This window comes from Alteromonas sp. MTD1 (genome assembly GCF_042848195.1).
In the GTDB taxonomy this organism is placed as follows: domain Bacteria; phylum Pseudomonadota; class Gammaproteobacteria; order Enterobacterales; family Alteromonadaceae; genus Alteromonas.
Genome location: NZ_BTGG01000001.1, coordinates 1 through 20565, shown reverse-complemented (window position 1 = coordinate 20565; position 20565 = coordinate 1). Strand labels below are relative to the sequence as shown.

The window sequence follows — 20565 nt, the reverse complement described above, 5'->3', positions numbered from 1 at the left end:
ATGGTCGAGTATTTCTTTCGCCAGAAAGTCGTTAGCTGGATGGTTGCGATTATCTTGGGCGTTGGTGGCATAGTGACATTTCTTGGGCTAGGGCAACTAGAGTTTCCCGAGTTCACCATTCGAAATGCGCTAGTCATAACCCAATACCCAGGCGCCACGCCAGAGCAAGTAGAAGAGGAAGTTAGCCTACAGCTTGAAAAAGCCATACAGCGCATTCCCAATGTAAAACGAATAAGCTCGGTAAACATGGTAGGTTTATCGCAGATAACCGTAGAGCTTAAAAGTAGTGTTCAATCTAAAGACCTAGAACAATATTGGGACAACTTGCGGCGTAAAATTGGCGATACGCAAGGAAAGCTCCCCCCTGGCACCAGTACATCTATCGTTAACGATGATTTTGGTGATGTGTTTGGGTTATTAATGACCCTTAAAAGCGAAAGCTACACATTAAAGCAGCTTGAAGATTTCGCCGACTTGATGCAGCGGGAAATTCAGCTTGTTGAGGGTGTAAAAAAGGTGTCCATTGCTGGTACTGTGAAAGAACAAATTATCGTGTCGCTCGACCACGATAAAATGAAAACACTGAATGTATCAACAGAAGCCATCGCGGGGCTTCTTACTGCGCAAAATGTGGTGGGTAATGCAGGCGCCATTAAGGTGCAAGGTAAACGTTTATCTATTCAACCCACCGGCGAATTTAATAATATAGACGCGTTGGGCCAAGTGGTAATTGGCTCTCCAGCAAGCGGCCTTATTCGCTTAAACGACATTGCCAATATTGAACGAACCCTTAACGACACCCCGTCAATTTTGTACCACAGTACGGGAACCCCTGCACTTTCCATAGGTGTATCGTTTGCGTCTTCGGTAAATGTGGTAGACGTGGGTAAACGACTTGATGAGAAAATAGCTGAACTTGAGTCTCGCATGCCTTTGGGAATGCAGCTTAATACCGTGTATAACCAGCCTACTGTAGTAGACAGCTCGGTATCGGGATTTTTAATCAACCTTGTTGAAGCCGTTGCCATCGTGATTTTTGTGCTGCTACTTTTCATGGGCTGGCGCAGCGGCGTGCTAATGGGGCTTGTATTAGTACTCACTATTCTCGGCACCTTCATCATGATGTCGATAAAAGGCATTCAGCTACAAAAAATATCACTAGGCGCGTTAATCATCGCCCTGGGTATGTTGGTAGACAATGCCATTGTAGTTACAGAGGGTATGCTTATTGGCGTGCGCAAAGGTCAATCTAAGCTACAAGCAGCAAAAGATGTGGTAGCGCAAAACGGACTTCCTTTGTTGGGCGCTACGGTAATTGCAATAACTGCTTTTGCACCTATTGGACTGTCGCCAGATGCCACCGGTGAATTCGTCGGCTCATTATTTTGGGTTTTGTGTTTTTCATTATTTCTAAGCTGGCTCACCGCGCTAACCATCACCCCCTTCTTTTTTGATTTATTATTTAAAACCGAAAAAGAACAAAGCAAAGACGATAACGAAGACCCTTACAAAGGCATTATTTTTACGGTATACAAGCGTTTTTTAACCGCTGCCATTAACGGCCGATACGTGACCATTATCGTGGTTTTACTTGCCCTTGTGGGTGGTGTTAGCTCAAGCAAATTTGTTAAAAACGCGTTTTTCCCAGACTCTTCTACGCCCCTATTCTTTGTTGATTTATGGCTTCCTGAGGGCAGTGATGTGCTTACCACAGAGCAAGCCATTCGACGATTGGAAGACCGAGTAATGGCGATGGACGATATTGCCAATGTGACGAGTGTTATTGGCGGTGGTGCTCAGCGATTAACGCTCACCTATGCGCCTGAAGACCGGTACGCAAGCTATGGCCAACTTATTGTAGAAACAAACACCGTTGATTCTCGAAACGCCAGAATGCGAGAAATCATAGAGTTAGTGAGGCAAGACTTTCCTAACGTGCAATATAAAGTGAAAGCCCTGCAGGTTGGCCCCTCTGCAAAAGCAGCCATAGAAGCGCGAATTTATGGGCCAGACCCAGAGGTATTACGAGAAATAAGTAGCGATATTGAAGCTATATTCCATGCAGAACAAACTATGGACAGCGTGCGACTTTCGTGGAGTAACAAAGTGCCTTTCATTCAGCCTGTTTTTCTAGAAGAACAGGCGCGCAGAATTGGCGTAACACGAGATGCTGTGCATACCGCGTTTTTATTGAATAACGAAGGGCAAACAGTAGGGCTATACCGCGAGGGAAGTAACCTTATTCCAATTGTAATGCGTAACGCCCCTAATCAGCGATACGATATCGATAACCTTGCTTCGTTAAATGTATGGAGCCAGGAACAAGGCAAGTATATCAGCATGGCTGATGTAACCAGTAACGTAGACGTCACACTTGACAACCCCATCATCAAGCGTAGAAACCGTGTAAGAATGCTAGCCGTTTATGCCGAACCACTGCCATTATCAGGTGAAACTGCGGCCAGCGTTCAGGCTAAAGTACAGCCACAAGTTGAAGCGCTAACCTTACCGGAAGGCTATCGCATTGAATGGGGTGGCGAATATGAAACGTCACGAGATGCACAAAAAGCGTTGTTTGCAAGTATGCCAATGGGTATTCTGGGCATGTTTATTATAGCGGTATTATTGTTTGGCAAATTGCGCCAAGCATTGGCTATTTGGGGCGTCATTCCGCTTACAACAATAGGCATCATCGGCGGCTTAGTGCTAGTGGGAGCGCCATTTACCTTTATGGCCCTTCTGGGAAGTTTAAGTCTAATTGGTATGGTGCTTAAAAATGGCATTGTATTGATGGAAGAGATAAACGTGCAGTCACGTGACAATAGTGATGAATTCACTGCGGTGATCAATGCATCTGTATCTCGTGTAAGGCCCGTCTCAATGGCAGCTATAACCACGATTTTAGGCATGATCCCACTCTTTTCAGATGCCTTCTTCTCTTCGATGGCGGTGGTGATTGTGTTCGGCTTAACCGTAGCAACGGTGCTTACTTTGCTAATTCTACCTGTGCTGCATTGTACATTTCACGATATTAGGCAAGAACAGAAGCAATAGCGTAAATACATTGATTCGCCAGTTTAGAAACCAACGCCATTAACTTGTAGCGGCGCTGGTTTGTTTATTCTGTTAGCACCAAGCCGTTTTAATAGGCAAGCGTACCGCGTATAGGATAGTTATTCTTAGGGTCGCGGATCCAATTAAGACCATTTGCTAGCGCACCAAGCTCTGGTCGTACAAACGGATTGTTTGATATATCCACAACGTGAAGCTTACCTTCTTCATTCACTACAAACAGGCCTGGTTCAGCAAAGTTATGATCGGTCTCCTGTTCAGAACGAGGGGTGGATACATAAACACCCAATGTTTTCATTTGCTCTTCTGTTAACCCGTAGGCGATTGGGAAATTAATTGAGATTTCTTGTAGCTGCTCTTGCATTTGTGACTTTGAATCTGCCGAGACCGCTATGATGTCAACGCCCGCTTTCTCAAACTGCTCTTTGTAATTAGCAAGGTCGTTCAAATAACGTGTGCACAGAGGGCAATGACGCCCGCGATATACAAAAACCGCTTGCCAAGAAAAACATTCTCTTGGCTGACCGAGTGTTACTGTGTCTCCATCACTTTTGGTAACGTTAATGGTTGGAAATGTATCACCTGCATTTAGTTTAACTGACATTACTTTCTCCATTTAATTGAGCTGTAAGTGTGTTTATGTGAATAACTACAATCAGGTTCATTAACACTAAAAACAATCAGTATATTTTTGGTTACCCCTACCCTAACGATCCTAAGTCACTGTATTAAATTGCATTTTAATTCTACTTTTCTTTCTTGTTAATCTTAAAACGCCACAACTCGTTCGCATTTTTATAAGCGTTAGATAATTTAAAGTGCATAAAAAAGTCCACATTAAAAGCGTTATTTTTCAATGTAATGGCTTACTTTGAGGCTTATACAGCGACAAACTACACTTAACAGTTTACTTTCTTCAATCAATGCTCCACAACAAAAGTACACTACACAGTGTACTTTCAAACAAACTATGGTGACCACATTACTAAAAATGGATGGTAAATACGTTCTCATAGACCCCGTATTCAGTGAACGCGCCTCTCCTGTTCAATGGATGGGTCCTAAGCGCTTTCATGCAACGCCCATCTCTATTGAAGCGCTACCGAAGCTTTCTGTGCTGATAATCAGCCACGATCATTATGACCATTTAGACAAAGCCAGTGTAGAGATGCTCGAGTCAAAAACTGGGCAATTCATTGTGCCTTTAAAAGTAGGTAATCACCTTCGCGACTGGGGTATTGCGCAGGATAAAATTACATCGCTAGCCGACGAGAATAATGTGCCAATTTGCGTGCCCATATTCGGCGAAATACTGCCCATCAAGCAGGCTTCTGCTGCACCCAATAAACGTTGGTGGGTAGAAGGGTAATTTAACGTGTAAAACTGCCACTTTATGAAAAAGTAAATGAAGTAGACTTACGCAATAGACAATATGGAAATTGAAAAAAGAATAAAAATAGATGGTGCGTCTACCCTGATTCGAACAGGGGACCTCTACCATGTCAAGACATGTATCTTTATAACGTATCCTTTGATTTTACTAAAATATGTAGTAAAAACAGATATGTGACCCTTATCGTCGACTATATTAGCACATTTTACCTTGCTTTTGGTCACAAATTAGCCACAATCTAAAAGTATCTATATCGCATAAAAAACAACCTTCTTCGCATGGCAAAAAGCACAATTTTTTTCATCTATTATTTAAAAATTAGGTTTAAGCGCTGCAAAAATTGGAGCAGATAACTCCAATATTCAGTACTTTTTACGTTGAATTTTGACATCGAATTAGCATCAAACAGGTACGTATATGGGTATGATTTGAGCACTAAACAGTGCACATATGAACATCATTTAAGCACTAAACAGTGCGTTATTTGGTGCACGTTGACGCACTAGTTTGAGCACTTTAAGGACCACGGATTGGATATTGAATTAGCAACCTTTGACAAGAAAATTTTGGACGTAACGACGTTCGAAAAAATTTCTCTCTCCGACATAGTATTTGATGATGTCATTGCGTCATTATTTTCTTCAGCAAATCCCATTGCAGGAATGCGTTCAACATCTCAAAGCCTAGAAAACGGAACACGGTTGTACAACTTACTAGCCTTACAATCACCAATAATTTGTTATCGGTTTAGAAAAGGTTATCGAGCATTAACTGGAGCTTTTACTCTAACAACATTACATCATGGGCAAGCTACGCTTCTACTTGAGTCTGACGCTCAGATACCTGTGTTCGTTCTACAGAAAAAACCAACTGAATCACAAAAGAAGGCCATAGCACTATTTTCACTGACAAACGATTTGCTATCAAAGTGCTTCATAAGTGATGCAAAGAAAATTGGATTTTATATTCGAGCGTGGTTTCAAAAAGACGAAGGGAAGAAAAGCCTGTTTCAGTCTGCTGAGTGGAGCGCACTCTTTCCAAATATAGATACCGCAGAAAAGTTAGCGAGCCACTTGTCCATTAGCAAAACAGAGTTATTTCGGCGTGGATAAAGTTTATGAATGACATATCCGAACAAACCCTCTCCACAATTTTTGAGGGTATTAGTGACGAGCTCCTTACCACGATAGCTAAACTTCTCGAAATGATCGATTGCCCGTCAGATTTTAGAGGCTTACGTAGAGCACTAGCAACTGTTGAGTATCTTCTTTCTCTCTATCCTTCTCGAATAACACTTTTGTTTGGTATCGACATCGATGTACTAAAAAAGTCTATTTCCACCATTCACTATTGTGAATACAAGTATTCGGCTGAATTCTCTAGGGATTCACACGGTCGGGGCTGGAAAAGTGAGCGACCTATTTACTCCTTACTATTCATATTTAGTAATAATAGAACGTCTCACGCTGCCGCAGCGCTTCTTCTATTTCTCGAACACTACTTGAATAACGAAACTAAAATTGTCGGTCAGAATAGAGCGGAAGAATCCGTTCGTGCTTTTAGAATGTTGTTTTTCGATGAATCAACAAGAGATGAATGCTTTAGAGAGGGCAGTCTCGGTAGAACAATTAATAATATCTTTGCTATGAAAGAGCGCTTAAAGAACGAAGGTAATGAAAATCTTTTACCTCGCTCTCAGTTAGGCTACCTCTATCAACTTGAACACTTTTACAGATTGGATTGGGCACCTCGAGGTAGCCATGAGAGAAAATCGGCCAAACATATACGCGGGCATTATTCTAGAAAAAGATACGAACGAATAACAGGCTCAGATAATTTAGTTACTCCTTCGCTCAATACGCAAAGACTTCCACGCTTTTACGAAGACGCTGGTGTGACGAAAAGCGAAGACTTGCCAGATGTCACTATCATTAAATCGTTGTCCCTCCCTCCTCCACTCGAACCGTACGAAGAAGCATCAACATCTGTTGTAAAAGATAATGCTGTCCACTGGTTTAAAACCAAAAAAGTGAATATAGACATAAGACGCTGCCATAACTTACTTCCTACCAGCCGCACTATTCTTCAACCTCATGAACTTAAAATTCTATTGCATTCATTAACGAATACGTCAACTGGCGCTATCGGAGGAATTAATAAAAACCTAATCAAAGCAGTATTGTTAATAGTATTGATAACAGCGCGAGACTTATTTTCAGTGCTCAGCATCAAACGCGCATCAACACAAAAGGACATAGGTTTTTATTTTGATGGTAGTAAAATATTATTGAATGTTGCGCCAGAGCCAACAACGCTATCCCCTATCAATAATGAATTATTGCTGCCTGTTTCGAGCGTTGTTTCTATCGCGCTGCCAAACCTCTTAGTTAAGCACATATCCCCTTTCTTTTCTGATACGTTTATTGAGCATGTACAGCAAAAGAAACCTGTCGAGTGGCAGAATGCAATCCAACGCTATTTAAAAAATCTGAATCGAAAATCCAATATTCAAATAAGTCTCACCAGGATTGAGCACCACTTAATAAATTGGATATCCGCGAATGAAAGTTGCGACCCAGTCTTACTTGACATACTTGCAGAGAAAATACGCTATCAAAGTCGCTCCGCAAGGCATTATGCTTACTACACAGAAAACGAGATAAACGACGAACTACATTCACTGTGGGACATGATATTCACTGCGATACCACGTAACCAAACGAAGGCTAATGCACCTTCATCATTAAATACTCATGGAGACTTAAAAACGAAATCAGGAGTTGGCTCTGCTTTCACACCGAAGCTCGATGCTCTATCAGCCTGGATCAAAGAAGTGGCAGCGAATCTTCTTTCAAGTTCACCTTTTCAAGTGTCGTCTAGTTTGGAAGAGTTAGTGAATTATCACAACACTTACACGCTCTATACAATAATTATGCTTAAGAGCGGTACGGGCTATCGGGCAGTATACAATCCTTTACCCAGCTTAGATTTAGCGCTTATACGATATCAGAGTATTTGTATATCTGACAAAGACTCCAAAACACTTTTTAATCACACTAGAGTTGTTGCCTGTCCCGATATCGTAAAATCTCAGATTATGCATTACCAGGCACACATTAAAGCCTTTGCTAATCTAATTGCTGTTAATTTTTCACATTTTGCGCAACAGTATTTTACTCATTCATCTCACATACAACATCTTAATCTCACATCTAAAACTGAGCGGCTCGAGCAATTCTTATCTATTAAGAATTCTAGCGGTACTGACGGCATGTTCTTATTTTTTACAGAACGTGATGAGCATGCCAATAATATCAACAAAGAAGTAAAGAACAGCTCACCCGCATTTTTGAACACGCGCTTTCCATTTCCCCTAAATTTCGGCCGACACTACATGCGGCGTTACCTACAAAAGAACAACATTCACCAAGAGCTCGTTAAGTTCCAGTTGGGGCACTGGATGACAGGTGAGACCGCGTTAGAAAAGTACTCCGAACTTAATCATATGGACGCTATTCATGCACTGTTACCAACACTGAATAGCATGATGGATGAACTTGGTTGGCGTGATATTCCTTCACTGCTAACGCGAAAAAGGGCGTAAAAATTGACAGCAATTAAATCTAAATTGACATCTGAATTTCAAAACCAATACAAAAATAAAGCGTTTGAAGAGTCTGATGCCTATTTGGCTATTGCTGAAAACCTAAAACTCCAAGCCAAAGACATCAAAAATAATATTGATAAGGTTTTAAAACTTACTCAACAGTTTGTCACTTCCGAAAGTGAACATATCAATTCGCAAAGTGTTTCGACTGTCATAAAAAAATTGAGCAAGGATTTTCAGTTACAGAACTTTCAGCTTATGCTGCTTCACTTGCTGTTGAGAATGATACAACAGAGCTTTGGGATTAAATCGGTACAAATAGACCGAAGCTATCAAATAAAGCAGGACGCCCCTCTTCTTAAACCTGATGACTTCTTAACATCACGGTTGCAATCAGATTTATATGATCTACTAGAAAGCGAAGCAAAGCAGCTAAGCTATCTAGGCTCACCGGAAACACAGCCTGGCTTTCTCCTTCTATGGCTATACCTTAAAGAAGGCATTGATAGTACCGCCGCATTGACGGCTATTTTATATAACCCCAACAGAGTCAAAGCCCTATCGCGACATTGGTTCTATCAGGGAAAAGAAAGAGTATGGTTATCTTCAACTGCAGAACTGCTTTTACGGGCTTTTTGGAGAAACCACGCTGCCAAACCTAAAAATTGCCTTACGGAAATAAACAATACCCTAATCGCTGAACGCATCATTCCTTCATCCACTCGCGTTCAAATAGGTGCATTGCGCGCCATGCTTCGCACCGAATATATATTTAAAACTAGCGCCTCTAATTACGCTCAAAAAAAACGATTAATGCCGTCAACGCCTCTGTCTAGTCAAACACTATATCGGATCATGACGGGGATGTGCGTAAGCCATGAGTCAACGGCTCACCAGATAACATCTATAACTCAGAACCAGCGTAAACTTTGGTTATCCAGCCTTCGGAGCGACTATACTGAGATTACAGAGATAAGACATATCAAGGACGGCTTGACCACCATACAGCAAGTTGAAGTCGTTAAGCAGTTTTCCGATCAAATAAAAATACAGGCTCAACAAGGAAGTGCCCAAAACTATGCAAAGGTAAAAGAAAATCTTAGGCAGTGGCTTCATAAAAGAAAAAATGCAACCGCAACACCGTATTGTTGGCTGCTATTGTCTTGGCTGTACCACCTATTAGCGCACGGAGGCATGAGAAAAAAACGCTTAAGGCCGAGAACGATAAAAAAATATATAAACAGCGTGGCGGCACCTGTGCTTCAAGAGTTTATTGATTGCAAAGCTGGCAAAATGGATGGGCACACATGGGCTGAAAAACTAAACTTCGCGGCAGAAAATATAAACTCAAAAAGCCGGAGCCATATTTTATATTTTGCTGACTTCGTTGTAATGAACGATTTAGTACCCGACCTGTGTTTATCTGATCTTGATATCTCGTCTTCCCGTGGCAGTGTAAATGCCAACATTCTTACGCATCAAGAAGCAGAGTGCGTCATTAGTGTGTTAGGCAAGTTAAACAGTGAACTCTCTGAATTGGCTCAGTTATGTTTCTGCTTTGGTTTTTATAGCGGTTTACGAAGAGGTGAAATAGCTGGTTTACAATATGCCGACTTTAACTTACTTGATGATGGTTATATCAATTTGCATGTAAGGGCGAACAAATACCGTGAATTAAAATCCCCAGAAAGCGCCAGAAACATGCCACTGGATGTACTTTGGCCAGAAGAAGCACTAGTAAAGCTTAAGAAGTATATACGCACTTCAAAAACCAAGTTTAAGAAAAATAAGTCGAAAATATTTAGCGATGAAACGCGCTTAAATGAAGCATTTTCTATCGCTACCGAAGCGATGAAGTTAATCACGGCTGAACCCACAATACGCTTTCATCATTGCCGTCACTCATTTGCTAACTGGCTCTACTTGCTACTTTCACTACCAGAGAAACGCCAAGCAAACTTCTACCCGTTTACTCGTCACGCTTATTTCGATTTAGCCAATAAAGAAAAAATAATGAAGCGCTTAGCACTCGTAGAGTACTCGCGAAAAAAACTATGGGCGGTGTCTATTCTTCTGGGTCATAGTTCTCCTTCAGTTACCATGGCATCTTACATCCATACCAGTGAGTTTTTACACCCTCTAAAATTTGCAAACCACTCGCCCTCGCCTCGTTTACTTCGTAAGTTTTGGGGGCAGAATATCTCGATAGATGATTACGGTAGAATAGACAATTATCCCCCATCCAAAGCCCACCTTTTAACGGCGTTTCCCAAATCGATAACGCATAAAGTAATAAGCGAAAAGCAACAGGAAAGTAATATAACGCAGTGGCTTGAGAGCAAGCTTGTTAAAAAAGAAGAGACGAGCGAAATTACACTCTCAATGATACGCACATGCTTTGAGATGTACATTCAGGGCCACTCTCCTGAAGAAATTGCACGCCGGTTACACATATCAGAACAACAAGTGATAAGGATAGTGGATTCAGATCCTACATCCAGCCACAGTCCCCGTACCAAAATGAGCAACCGAAGTCATATACTCAACCTCTACAAAAACATGACTGCTCATCAACATGAAATTGTTAGCGAGTTAACAGAAAAATACGCTGCCCTCGGCACATTTGATGAAATCGATAACCGGGTGGACTTACAGAACATCGCAAAGCTAGAAAAACACCTCGTCAAAGCAAAAGACTTTTTAATCCGCTCATATGATTGTGAAGCCATACTTTCTCTGCTGGTATTCTTAAAACTACTCGGGTTTACAGAAGAACATTTGCGCCTTCGATGGTATTTCCCCTCACCTTCACAATTTGATAGCAGTTCAAGGCAACAGTATCGAGCGGACCTTCGTTTTTGGATACAAAACGCAGTTAAGAAACTTTTTCCTGAACTCATAATAGAAGTGATAGTACCTCACAACTACGCACAAAATATTAGACACGTACCCGGCGTTAGAACAATAACAAGTGATGAGGGCCGTTTTCTCAGTTATAAGAAGCATGGCACCGTTAGTGTACATTTGCTTGAAAGCTCTTTAGTAGCTGATAAGTCTGAATCAAGTACTCCACCCCTATCAAGACGAAGTAGAGCTTATGTGTGCTTTCTAAGACTGTTGTTTACTTGGGTGACCTTCCACCATGATTGATGAATAAAAACGCAGGAACTTTCAGCGAGGCATTAGCACTTCGCGAGCACAGTCAATGCAAGTATTGCTAGAGGGGTAATTAAAAACGATGCAGACAGTACTTTGAAAGTAAAGCGATCCGCAAGTTTTATATTCAATATGTATAATTATAAATTCAGGATATAAAAGCTTATAAAGTCGGAAGTTTTGCCGGTCCGTTTCTCCGGAAATTAAAACCGGAACTTCACGTTCCGCCAATATCTGAGCTTGTGCTTTCAACTTCAACATTCTGGGGTGATTAGTCACAATGTGATCAAAAGCGGCATCTACTGGTACATTGTAATCTGATAATTTTTCAAGCTGGTCGTTATTTATCTTTACTGCTGCAAGCAGATACTCAGCAGACAATTCAAAAGGAATATCAACTTCTTGGACACCCTGCTCTAAAGAGGACTGCAAAAAAGTACATGGGAAACGAGTTTTGCCTAGTAGAATCCATACCGCCTGCATTGCTGGTGTCCCAGGACTTATCAGGATAGATGGTGCTATTGTGTTGAATATTTTTCTAGGTGAATGTTTGCATGAACGTATATTTCGCCAAAGTTTACAGGCGAAGACAGTGCAATATGATGGGCATGAATATTGGCATTTGTTAACTGCTTTAGGCATTCAATATAAGGAGCAACACGCTCTTGCAGATAGTTGTACAGCAATTCTATTGAATCAAAGGCATGCTTGTTCAGAACTGACACGATGGGTCCAGAAATGTTCTTGATATCAGTGTCACCTTTTAACGAATCAAGGTCATTTCCTCCAATCCAACTGGTGAGTACCCGTTCCTTTTTACCACTACTGCTCATCCTTGACCCTCAACTTTAGCAAAGCAACAAAAACAAATATCCCGATAAATTTCTGCGTAGATATAAGATTCGCCTATATAAAGATACCATCAGCCACAGATTTCGGGAATCTTAATATTAGCCGAAAGTATAACGAAAAATTCACAATTCCGATCCCAGCCTTTGCAGAGACCAGCAAAACTAATCCTCATCACCAGAGTCTTTTTTGAATAAAAAGCCAATACCAAAAATGATTACCGCGGTAAGGAAGGCGAAAGGCACTGCCAATCCAGATTCAAGAATTTGAGTTAGATAGTCCATAATAAAACCTCAGATATTAAGTTTTGATTGAGCTACAAGCTTCATCGATATTCTCGCCCCCGGTGGATTGAGTTTTGCTGACGACGCTATTTCTTGTTTTTGGGCACCGTGGGCTTGATGTCTTTAAACTGCTGCATAGATTTCCACAACGCCCTCTGGGTTTCTTTTCGGTGCAGAGCTAGTCGCACAATGCCGTCTTTATCAAACTCAATATGCTGCAAGTCAACAGTATGCTCTTTATCTTTGTTTGTCATAAAATATTACCCCTGATGGAAGTGGACAGAAGACCCCATGGTTCTCTTCAAAACCTACAATAATGCAATCTTATAATCGCGCTACTTTATGTCTGTTCCTTTGAATCTTCTCTATCAAATCGTTGTATCTGAGTCGCTATGTTAAGCTTCGCGGAATACTTCAGATGTTCTTTCTCACAAGTCCAGATGTGACGCAAAATATCGGCATACCTAGGGTTTGTTTTGGAAAGTAGTTTGAGCGCTGAAGCACAAAGCTCTAACGTTAACGAATCATGGTTTACCATTGTTCCCGTAGCTGTGTAGATCATAGATTCAGATAATGTGACGGATTTGCCTAAATCGTGAAGAAGCGCCCCAACAATTCCTAAAGCCTTTTCTTCTTTTCTACCAACCATGTTTTCAGCAAATAACTCAGCGACTCGTATGCTGTGTCTTAACAAGCCACCAATATAGTTATGATGATAATGTAAGCTCGCTGGGTTTCGAAGAAATGGCACCATTATTCGGCTTTGGATCAAAGTGTGCGCAACGAAGCGTCTGAGCGCTTCATACTCAACGCACTCTACTATTTTAACCAGGCGCGCTACATCTTCATGATTCGCCGAAGCATCTCTAGGAATTAAGCGTATATGTCTGTACTTTTCAGGAATTTCATCAACAGCATAGATAAAGTCAGCAACATATATCTCGCCAACGGTTGTTTTAACTTTCGCTGCTTCAACGTGAACAAAGCCAAAGTGAGAAAAGTGTTTTGTATCGCAATCAATCTGCGTGGCTACTATCTCAAACTGAGTAAATGCATCCATTAATGTAATCACCCAGTACGGTTTACCATGCCGGTTAAACCTAACCACGAAACCAGCCATGCAGTAAAAACCTTTAAAACGAGTAAGTTTTTTCGCTTTTAAAAGCTCCGGCTGTAATGAATCAATTTTCATCGTTCTGCCCTCTTTGTTGATACCAGTATAAGTCCCGAACTAATTCATCTTTACAGTGTATTAAGTGCTAAAACTATAAGTGTTGGCTGTTCTCAGATAGAACGTTTGAAAGCAGTTGCTCGAATGCAGAACCATCTCTTCTAGTGAGGTTTGGTACGTAGCGGCTGTAAATCTCAAATAGCATTTTTGTATTTGCGTGACCCATTTGACGCGCTATCCATTCGGGCGCTTCGCCTGATGCTAACCACAAGGTTGCAGCGGTATGACGAGTTTCGTATGGCCTACGGTATTCCATTCCGATTTTTTTTAATGTAGGTTTCCAAATTCGGTCTCTTACATTGCCATGATCTAGGGGATTACCTTGGGAATTCGGAAAAACAAATTTCCCATCTCCAGAAACGTCGAACTGATTCAGAAGCGCTTCTTTCACTAAAGTCGACATGTGAATGTCGCGCATGGAGCCGCGAGTTTTAGTTGAATCCATTCGCCCTTGGACAAATGTCTCTCTGATACTTATTGTGCCCAAATCAAAATCAACGTATTTCCACATCAGGCCATCAATTTCAGCTGTTCTCATGCCAGTAAAAAAGCGTACTGTGTAGTAATTCCGAAAGTCGACACGCACTGTTTTTAAGAACGTGAGCACTTGTTCTAGTGAGAATGGATTAACATCTCGCCGGTCTACGCGAAGCGGCGCAATATTTTCAAATTGGCAACGAAAACCAAACCTGTCAGCCGCCTCGCGTAAAATCATTCGAAGTGGTGTCATAATATGATTTACAAAGTCGGTTGAAAGTTGAGTACCATCAGCCTTTGGCTGCATCAGTTTGGCTCGGTATTTCAAAATAGTCGGGCGATCTATTTCGCTAACATCAAAACCCGCAAACTCTTTAGTGAGATACGAAAACACATAAATTCTCATGCTGTTAACGTAGCTCTGTTTCCAACGCACTTCATTTTCAGAAAACCATTCTTGAGCAAAGTCTTCAAAGGCCCTATTATTGTGCCCTTGAAGCGCGTTAGACGCTTTTTGGTAAGTAGCCTGCATCGCTCGCTTAATGCGGCTTGCCTGTTCGTCTTCTTTAACAAAGTTCGAAGCCTTTTTAGAGTCAGGAAAATAATCGCTGTACACAAAGCATTTTAAACGGATATCTGACTCAATTTGCTTAAGTAGCTTTTCAAGCTTCTTCCTGTTGGCCCGTGTATCAGGCAATGCAGTTTGCTCTCTACATCGTGTATTTAAATACCTGAAATCAAGATAAAGCTTAGATTCACGAACATTTAAACTACCCATAACACACTCTCCCCGAGGCCATTGGAATGTATGTAGCGTTGCGAACTGCACTTTCATACAAATACGCTTCTACCTCTTCCCAAATGTATAGAATTTTTCTACCATTGAATGGTCGGATGTAATGCTTACCTTCGATGAAGATAGAGTCTCGCAGCTCCGCATTGATATAGTTGGCGCTAAACTTAATTCGGGCTGAGAGCTCTTTTGCTGTGAGTAACGTTTGTTTCATAAAGGCCTCCTTTGACCTGTTTTCGTCTTCACAAGACAAATATACAAGTCAATTTTCGTCTTATCAAGACAATTTTGTGTATTTTTTGGTAAACGTATTTTGATCAAGTACAAGATAAGAGAGCTGGTAAAACAGAAATCCGAGCAAGAAGGCAGAAAAATAACGCTGTCGTTTTTGGCTAATGAGGTAGGTATTCAAAGCTCAGCAATGAGTAAAATAGCCAATAATACTGGCTATCACACCAGCATCACCACGCTAGAAGCTTTGTGCAAATTCTTTGATTGTAAAATTGAGGATGTTGTTGAGTATGTGCCGGATTAACTCTACGATTTAGAAATATCTTTTCCGGCTTTTTACAAAAAAAAGCAACCAAGAGCAGTTGCTTTCAGCAATTCTAAACCTTGAATTTCACGATACAATTGTGCACTTTTACTTCTCTTATTGACCTTTTCAGCGCCCCTAAGGTGCACTTTCCTCAGTAGTATTTTCTCTAGGGGCAATCGCGAACGTTCCGTATATAAAACAAATTGATAAGTAATCCAGCGTTGAAACCTTCGTTCAGTATTGGACGCTAACTTACTCTCCATTTTTCTTTCCATTCCTAAAAAAATACCACCCCAAAAAAATCATTAAACTTCCCAAAGTAAACAAAACGAACACACGAATGACTCACTACAACCATTTAAGCTTGCACCAGAAACTAAAATGATGCTGTTTTGCTATTATAGTTTTCAATAAGACCTTTTGAGAGATTTAATTATGTTAGGCAGAAATAAATTTGAAATAGAAAGAGAGCAGTTTTTAGAAGCTTTCTGTGAAAAAATCACGTCCATACTTGGATTAGAAATGAACGAAAAATTCAATGAGACACGATTTTACAGATTTACGGATATAGCGTTTGAACTAGCAAACTTCGGAACTATGGATAATTTTCTAGGGTTTGATGAATTCGATTTAGTGGCGTTCGTTGAAACAATGGAAACTATGTTACCAACCGTCGCAAACAACATGAACATTGAGGAAGAGTACCCTACTCTCACTACGGCGGTTAGTTGCTTAGGACTATATTCATCGCTCTACATTGTTGAGGACGAAGACGTTGCGAACTACTGCGAAATTTCCCATGAAGCCGTGGCTGCTGTTCTAGGTATTAAGGTCAGCACGCTCAAAAACATGGTTTCTCTTAAATCGTTGGCAGCAATGAATAATCATGAACTACGTCAATACTTGGAGTCGCAGGAGCGTTTTAAACCTTTTAAACAGTACGATAGTGTGTCTCTTGATGCCCCATTGGATTTATCTAGCGTAACAACCTGCAATGCGCTCATTTATGCGATAGAGCAACGCGCTATCAAGTATAACGTCGTTGATGCCTTGGAAACGGTTTATTCGGAAGCAGGTGTCAATGCTGACTCTGATAGCAATATTAAGATTATCGCTCTGTTCTCACTTTACGGTGACACTGCTCGTAAAATTGGAAGTTTTTTGGAGAAATTGAATCTTGATTTGCCGTCTCTCAACGTGGCTGTGGAGAACGTAGCGCATGAAATGACTTCAGCATTGGCAAATAGCTTTTCATTGTTAAACCATATCCGTCCCCCAGAAAAGTCTGGGGCACAAGCTACCCCAGAAGCCACTAACAATCCATATGTATTCCAAAGACCGAATATTCCTTTCACCGCTGATAATCTCGGCGACTACCTTAAAGTAGAGCATGATTTTTCTACTCACCCCGATGACAGGAGCAAAAATAAAAAACTTTTTGCAGTAAAAAAAGGCAATCTGTCGCTCGCTATTGAACGAACGAAAACACCGAGTATTTGGATAACTCATAATATGGCAAAGCGACTCAATTCGAGCGACTTTGAAATAACTTGGTACGAATCTTCTGAAGGTGGTGTCGGGAGGCATAGCGGTCTTCATACTTATAAAGAGTTTCATACGGCAGCCATTGCGAAAGTAAAAGTAAAATCATTTGATCATGCAGAACGCCTAATTAGCCAACTTCTGTAAAAAACATTGTTACATAAGGATTTTTCAATGCATTCATCAATAGCGAAAGCACAAGTCAAGGGCACATTTAGAGTAGCAAATGATGTGCTCGACAAATACAACGCTGAAGCCGAAAAAAGGGTTAGCCAAAATAAACCCTTTTCCAGAAAAAGTATGACCGCTTACGGGTGACAGCAGACATCCCAGACGTTGTTATTGGATTTCCGCTTTGCGGCCAGAAGCGTACGGTGGGAGCTTTTCATTAATTTGTACAGATGCGGAGGGCATAATGGCGAGGTCGCCCTGCGTGTGTTCGTTCCAACGAAGGAAGTGTGTGTTAATTGAGTTGTTAGGCCGTACTGATAAGTTATTCATGGCTATTAATAAAACGTTGTAACTCATCTGAAAAGCCATTTACTTGCGTAGAGTCAAGAAGACCATCTGATTTCATTAATGCAAGTTGAAGCATAGCTTTGGATCTTGCATTGTAATCGAATATGTTGGCTATACGTTTATCGCTATTTTCCATCAACTTATACAAATAAAGATATTTTGCATGATTTGAAAGTTCGGGATTATCGATACCTTCACGCAATTCGTCCAAAATTTGCTGGCAACATTTATCTAATGCATCTGCCTTAACTTGTTTGAAGTGTTTCCAATCTGACTCTGAAATCATTTTTACCTCTATAGGACTAACGCTAAGTTTTCGGGCGATAGCACTCAGGGCATTACAGCGAAGCGGCCCTGCGTGTTAGCGTCCCAGTGGGCGCTAGCCCACGACTTAATTTTTTTGTTATGTGCCATTGCGCCGCTGCCTCTTATTCGCTAATTGCCAGCCGTACCAACATGCAGGCAGCATGATGATAGAGCTAAACACTGCCTTGATGTTTAACTCTAAAATACCGAACAACAAAAAAACTGTCGAGGATAGCCCGAAAACGACACACCAAAACTTTAGTGCTAATGGGGATATTAAACCACCATACTTTTTAGGTTTATGAAAAAGCAACCTATACGAAAGCAACGCAAACCATAGACCTAGAAAGCTTAAAGCTAAAACACCCACTGCTGCGGCAAAAGAAGTTTTACCATTGTCAAAAAGGATGAAAACTAACCCAAAGAAGATAAGTGAGATAAATGTTGTCACGATGCCAATTAATACTTCACTTAAACGTCCTGTATTTGCTTGATAGTCCATTAATTTTTCCTTGGCACATAACACCCCACTAAGGGGCGATAACACATGGGCTAAAATTAGGAACGAAGTGACGCAGCCCATGTGTTAGCGTCCCGCGAGCGAGTTTATGCGTTTGTTAGCTTTCATGCTTTTTCAAACCAGAAGTGCATGCTTTTCAGAGCCGCCGATTCACGTTCAGATAGTGGAAAGGATTTAAGTCTCTCTAGTACTATTCCGATTTCTTCTTTTCCGCACTTTTCTACGAAGTAGAATACTAACTCCTCTACGCTTACGTCCCAAGTCGGGAGACAAACTCTAAGCATTTCCAATGGTTCTAGTTTAACTTTAGGTTTGATTTTAAAAAGCATTAAACCAGCATTATTTTGACGCGCAAATGATTCCGGACATGACTCCATGAGGAATATTGAGAATAGCCCGTCAAAAAGAGCTTTAGACTTCGCTTTTCTGAGTTTGTTTTGCAGCTCTCTTCTCTCTGGTTTGTTGGTTGAACCATATTTGTCAGAGTAGGAAATAACTAGTTCTGAAACTTCCGTTTTGTTCAATATTACTCCTGAAAGCTAACACCCCACTAAGGGGCGATAACACATGGGCTAAAATTAGGAACGAAGTGACGCAGCCCATGTGTTAGCGTCCCAGCGAGCGAAGCGAGAGCCTTTAGTGGTTTGTTAGGTACGTTTTGCATTCTTCCTACGCCCCAAATAGATCATTACAACCATGACAATGCTTAAACCTATGTAGAGTAAAATATGGCCATAAAACATAATAGGATTATCGGTAGGGTTATAGTAGTTATTTCCTCTAGAGTATGTCTCACCTTCTAATAAATCGGTTACTCCGTTGTATAAAAAGAATACTGACAAAAGGGCAAGAAACAGTTGAGAGCCGGCGCCGAATTTTGTTTCACTTTTCACTGCGCTTTGTTCTTTAGCCGCACTATTTACTTCACTTCTTTTTGCGAATTCCAATTCTATTTTTTTGGCTCTCTGTGGATAAGCAGCTTTGTCTATATTTACTAATGCGTCATTCAATTCTTCAATAGAGTAGCTTGAATAATCTGGCTCCACCTTTTTTACTCCAAGTACATAACGGCCAAAAATACGTAGGCTATAATACTGAGCAAAGCGAAGGGAGCCTACGTGTTTTTGTCCCTAGCGAGCTTGCGAGCGAGTTTATGCGATTGTTAGGTGCTTCTGACTTAGTTTGAAACATCATTGCCAAGCAAAGTAAATTCGTCGGAATAACCTATGAAATAACCGCCATCTTCAAAAGTATAGGCACCGTAATACTCATAATTGTCCGCTTTTTCCGCTTGAATCAAAACAACATTGGTTTTTACACCTGATTCTTCGTCATAGTGAGTAGCGTACTGAGGAAGTTCAATATCCATCGGAGTGCCGATGTTTACACCTTCCGATTGGAGTAGGAAAACGGCTGCACCGCGATTAATGTCGTCTTCTGTCGCGACTCTGCCAGATACGAATGGAATTTCCTTTAGGGAAGGCCACTGCACGTCATCTGCTCCTTTTACATAAAACGGTAATACCGCAAGAATAATCAACAGTAATTTCACTTGGCACCTAACGCTAAGCTTTGGGGCGCTAGCACGTGGGCTAAAATCCGAGCGAAGCGAGCCAGCCCACGTGTTAGCGTCCCAGCGACCGAAGGGAGTGCCAACAGCGTTTTGTTAGTTTTCATTGATACGACCTTTTTCGTTTAGAGTCTTGATTAATTCTTTAAAAGTGTTTGCACACCTTACATGAGATGAGGCGTTGTATTGGTTTTCATACTCATGCACATCGAGTAGAAATAGGTGCATATTATTCCTAATATCCCAAACCCAATTTAAATCGTCGTGCAATGATTGGGAGATAATCCCTTGACTTAAAAGATACTCAGAACGCTTTTTAAATGAGCGTTGTTTACCAACTATACCTGCTAAATAATCCGAAAGAATTCCTTCAACGAGAGCGCCCCCAAGAAAAATAAACATTTTTATTAGCATGTCTTTAGCAGTCGCAGATATATCTGTTCTTACCAAAAGCCACAGAACGCTATCTGTTAGAATTAATGTGTAAGAGAGGTTTGCCTTAAGTTCCTTCGACTTTACAAAGCTGAGTCTGTTCCGTTGTTCGCTTGCAGTTCTCAGGTAACCGCGGGGAAACCGGACTTTAGCATCTGGGCGATTTTCTCGGCCACAATAATCTTGAATTTCCTGAAGTAAAATGCCTGCTTTATTTACAGCAATTGCTAATTCTTCATCCGTTTCTATAGCCATCCTTGTTCCCTGAAAACTAAC

General features: G+C 41.0%; 20 protein-coding genes. 7 read left to right on the top strand and 13 right to left on the bottom strand.

Annotation, left to right across the window (positions count from 1 at the left end):
* Window positions 1-3054 (top strand): efflux RND transporter permease subunit, encoded by a 3054-nt coding sequence (locus ACGHAV_RS00100; RefSeq protein WP_390374775.1) that lies wholly within the window; start codon window positions 1-3, stop codon window positions 3052-3054.
* Window positions 3055-3142: 88 nt separating this feature from the next.
* Here the strand turns inward: ACGHAV_RS00100 and ACGHAV_RS00095 are convergent, their stop codons facing one another.
* Window positions 3143-3676: a peroxiredoxin family protein gene (locus ACGHAV_RS00095; protein ID WP_390374772.1), complete on the bottom strand. Its 534-nt coding sequence runs from the start codon at window positions 3674-3676 to the stop codon at window positions 3143-3145.
* 366 nt (window positions 3677-4042) lie between these two features.
* Between ACGHAV_RS00095 and ACGHAV_RS00090 the strand changes: the two genes are divergently transcribed.
* The 4 genes from ACGHAV_RS00090 to ACGHAV_RS00075 all read left to right on the top strand — a co-directional run bounded on the left by ACGHAV_RS00090 (window position 4043) and on the right by ACGHAV_RS00075 (window position 11222).
* Window positions 4043-4441 (top strand): MBL fold metallo-hydrolase, encoded by a 399-nt coding sequence (locus ACGHAV_RS00090; RefSeq protein WP_390374769.1) that lies wholly within the window; start codon window positions 4043-4045, stop codon window positions 4439-4441.
* Between the two features lie 554 nt (window positions 4442-4995).
* Window positions 4996-5577 (top strand): hypothetical protein, encoded by a 582-nt coding sequence (locus ACGHAV_RS00085; RefSeq protein ID WP_390374766.1) that lies wholly within the window; start codon window positions 4996-4998, stop codon window positions 5575-5577.
* 5 nt (window positions 5578-5582) lie between these two features.
* The gene (locus ACGHAV_RS00080; RefSeq protein ID WP_390374763.1) at window positions 5583-8069 is read left to right on the top strand and encodes a hypothetical protein; all 2487 of its coding nucleotides are present in this window, start codon (window positions 5583-5585) and stop codon (window positions 8067-8069) included.
* A gap of 3 nt (window positions 8070-8072) precedes the next feature.
* On the top strand, window positions 8073-11222 hold the full coding sequence (locus ACGHAV_RS00075; protein WP_390374761.1) for a tyrosine-type recombinase/integrase: 3150 nt from the start codon (window positions 8073-8075) through the stop codon (window positions 11220-11222).
* Window positions 11223-11243: 21 nt separating this feature from the next.
* On the opposite strand, the gene ACGHAV_RS00070 is transcribed toward ACGHAV_RS00075, so the two are convergent.
* From ACGHAV_RS00070 to ACGHAV_RS00045, 6 genes are all read right to left on the bottom strand, one after another.
* On the bottom strand, window positions 11244-11711 hold the full coding sequence (locus ACGHAV_RS00070) for a hypothetical protein (RefSeq protein ID WP_390374758.1): 468 nt from the start codon (window positions 11709-11711) through the stop codon (window positions 11244-11246).
* A 35-nt stretch (window positions 11712-11746) separates the two neighbouring features.
* Window positions 11747-12061 (bottom strand): hypothetical protein, encoded by a 315-nt coding sequence (locus ACGHAV_RS00065; protein ID WP_390374755.1) that lies wholly within the window; start codon window positions 12059-12061, stop codon window positions 11747-11749.
* 386 nt (window positions 12062-12447) lie between these two features.
* Entirely contained in the window at window positions 12448-12615 is a 168-nt protein-coding gene (locus tag ACGHAV_RS00060) for a hypothetical protein (protein WP_390374752.1), read from the bottom strand.
* 86 nt (window positions 12616-12701) lie between these two features.
* A complete protein-coding gene (locus ACGHAV_RS00055; RefSeq protein ID WP_390374749.1) occupies window positions 12702-13553 on the bottom strand; it encodes an HD domain-containing protein in 852 nt (283 codons plus the stop codon).
* Window positions 13554-13626: 73 nt separating this feature from the next.
* Window positions 13627-14847 carry an Arm DNA-binding domain-containing protein gene (locus ACGHAV_RS00050; protein ID WP_390374746.1) on the bottom strand — a complete coding sequence of 407 codons (1221 nt, stop codon included), beginning with the start codon at window positions 14845-14847 and terminating at the stop codon, window positions 13627-13629.
* A complete protein-coding gene (locus tag ACGHAV_RS00045) occupies window positions 14840-15076 on the bottom strand; it encodes a hypothetical protein (RefSeq protein WP_390374743.1) in 237 nt (78 codons plus the stop codon). The genes ACGHAV_RS00050 and ACGHAV_RS00045 overlap by 8 nt, the downstream gene beginning before the upstream one ends.
* A 99-nt stretch (window positions 15077-15175) precedes the next feature.
* On the opposite strand from ACGHAV_RS00045, the gene ACGHAV_RS00040 reads away from it, so the two are divergent.
* Window positions 15176-15397 (top strand): helix-turn-helix transcriptional regulator, encoded by a 222-nt coding sequence (locus tag ACGHAV_RS00040; protein WP_014978923.1) that lies wholly within the window; start codon window positions 15176-15178, stop codon window positions 15395-15397.
* Between the two features lie 438 nt (window positions 15398-15835).
* A complete protein-coding gene (locus ACGHAV_RS00035) occupies window positions 15836-17089 on the top strand; it encodes a hypothetical protein (RefSeq protein WP_390374740.1) in 1254 nt (417 codons plus the stop codon).
* A gap of 346 nt (window positions 17090-17435) precedes the next feature.
* On the opposite strand, the gene ACGHAV_RS00030 is transcribed toward ACGHAV_RS00035, so the two are convergent.
* The 6 genes from ACGHAV_RS00030 to ACGHAV_RS00005 all read right to left on the bottom strand — a co-directional run.
* Complete coding sequence (locus ACGHAV_RS00030) at window positions 17436-17747, bottom strand: hypothetical protein (protein ID WP_159495500.1); 312 nt, start codon at window positions 17745-17747, stop codon at window positions 17436-17438.
* A gap of 117 nt (window positions 17748-17864) precedes the next feature.
* A complete protein-coding gene (locus ACGHAV_RS00025) occupies window positions 17865-18269 on the bottom strand; it encodes a hypothetical protein (RefSeq protein ID WP_390374737.1) in 405 nt (134 codons plus the stop codon).
* A 122-nt stretch (window positions 18270-18391) separates the two neighbouring features.
* Window positions 18392-18811, bottom strand: coding sequence for a hypothetical protein (locus tag ACGHAV_RS00020; protein ID WP_390374734.1), 420 nt, complete (start codon window positions 18809-18811; stop codon window positions 18392-18394).
* 123 nt (window positions 18812-18934) lie between these two features.
* Window positions 18935-19333: a hypothetical protein gene (locus ACGHAV_RS00015; RefSeq protein WP_390374731.1), complete on the bottom strand. Its 399-nt coding sequence runs from the start codon at window positions 19331-19333 to the stop codon at window positions 18935-18937.
* A 131-nt stretch (window positions 19334-19464) separates the two neighbouring features.
* Window positions 19465-19779 (bottom strand): hypothetical protein, encoded by a 315-nt coding sequence (locus ACGHAV_RS00010; RefSeq protein WP_390374728.1) that lies wholly within the window; start codon window positions 19777-19779, stop codon window positions 19465-19467.
* A 174-nt stretch (window positions 19780-19953) separates the two neighbouring features.
* Window positions 19954-20565 (bottom strand): hypothetical protein (locus ACGHAV_RS00005; protein ID WP_390374725.1); only part of this gene is annotated, 612 nt, incomplete at its 5' end.

Excerpts from the sequence above, each read along its gene's own strand:
- ACGHAV_RS00055 (WP_390374749.1), bottom strand. The coding sequence starts at position 13,553 with ATGAAAATTGATTCATTACAGCCGGAGCTTTTAAAAGCGAAAAAACTT.
- ACGHAV_RS00090 (WP_390374769.1), top strand. The coding sequence starts at position 4,043 with ATGGTGACCACATTACTAAAAATGGATGGTAAATACGTTCTCATAGAC.
- ACGHAV_RS00045 (WP_390374743.1), bottom strand. The coding sequence starts at position 15,076 with ATGAAACAAACGTTACTCACAGCAAAAGAGCTCTCAGCCCGAATTAAG.
- ACGHAV_RS00030 (WP_159495500.1), bottom strand. The coding sequence starts at position 17,747 with ATGATTTCAGAGTCAGATTGGAAACACTTCAAACAAGTTAAGGCAGAT.
- ACGHAV_RS00050 (WP_390374746.1), bottom strand. The coding sequence starts at position 14,847 with ATGGGTAGTTTAAATGTTCGTGAATCTAAGCTTTATCTTGATTTCAGG.
- ACGHAV_RS00060 (WP_390374752.1), bottom strand. The coding sequence starts at position 12,615 with ATGACAAACAAAGATAAAGAGCATACTGTTGACTTGCAGCATATTGAG.
- ACGHAV_RS00095 (WP_390374772.1), bottom strand. The coding sequence starts at position 3,676 with ATGTCAGTTAAACTAAATGCAGGTGATACATTTCCAACCATTAACGTT.
- ACGHAV_RS00080 (WP_390374763.1), top strand. The coding sequence starts at position 5,583 with ATGAATGACATATCCGAACAAACCCTCTCCACAATTTTTGAGGGTATT.
- ACGHAV_RS00065 (WP_390374755.1), bottom strand. The coding sequence starts at position 12,061 with ATGAGCAGTAGTGGTAAAAAGGAACGGGTACTCACCAGTTGGATTGGA.
- ACGHAV_RS00025 (WP_390374737.1), bottom strand. The coding sequence starts at position 18,269 with ATGGACTATCAAGCAAATACAGGACGTTTAAGTGAAGTATTAATTGGC.
- ACGHAV_RS00035 (WP_390374740.1), top strand. The coding sequence starts at position 15,836 with ATGTTAGGCAGAAATAAATTTGAAATAGAAAGAGAGCAGTTTTTAGAA.
- ACGHAV_RS00070 (WP_390374758.1), bottom strand. The coding sequence starts at position 11,711 with ATGCAGGCGGTATGGATTCTACTAGGCAAAACTCGTTTCCCATGTACT.
- ACGHAV_RS00100 (WP_390374775.1), top strand. The coding sequence starts at position 1 with ATGGTCGAGTATTTCTTTCGCCAGAAAGTCGTTAGCTGGATGGTTGCG.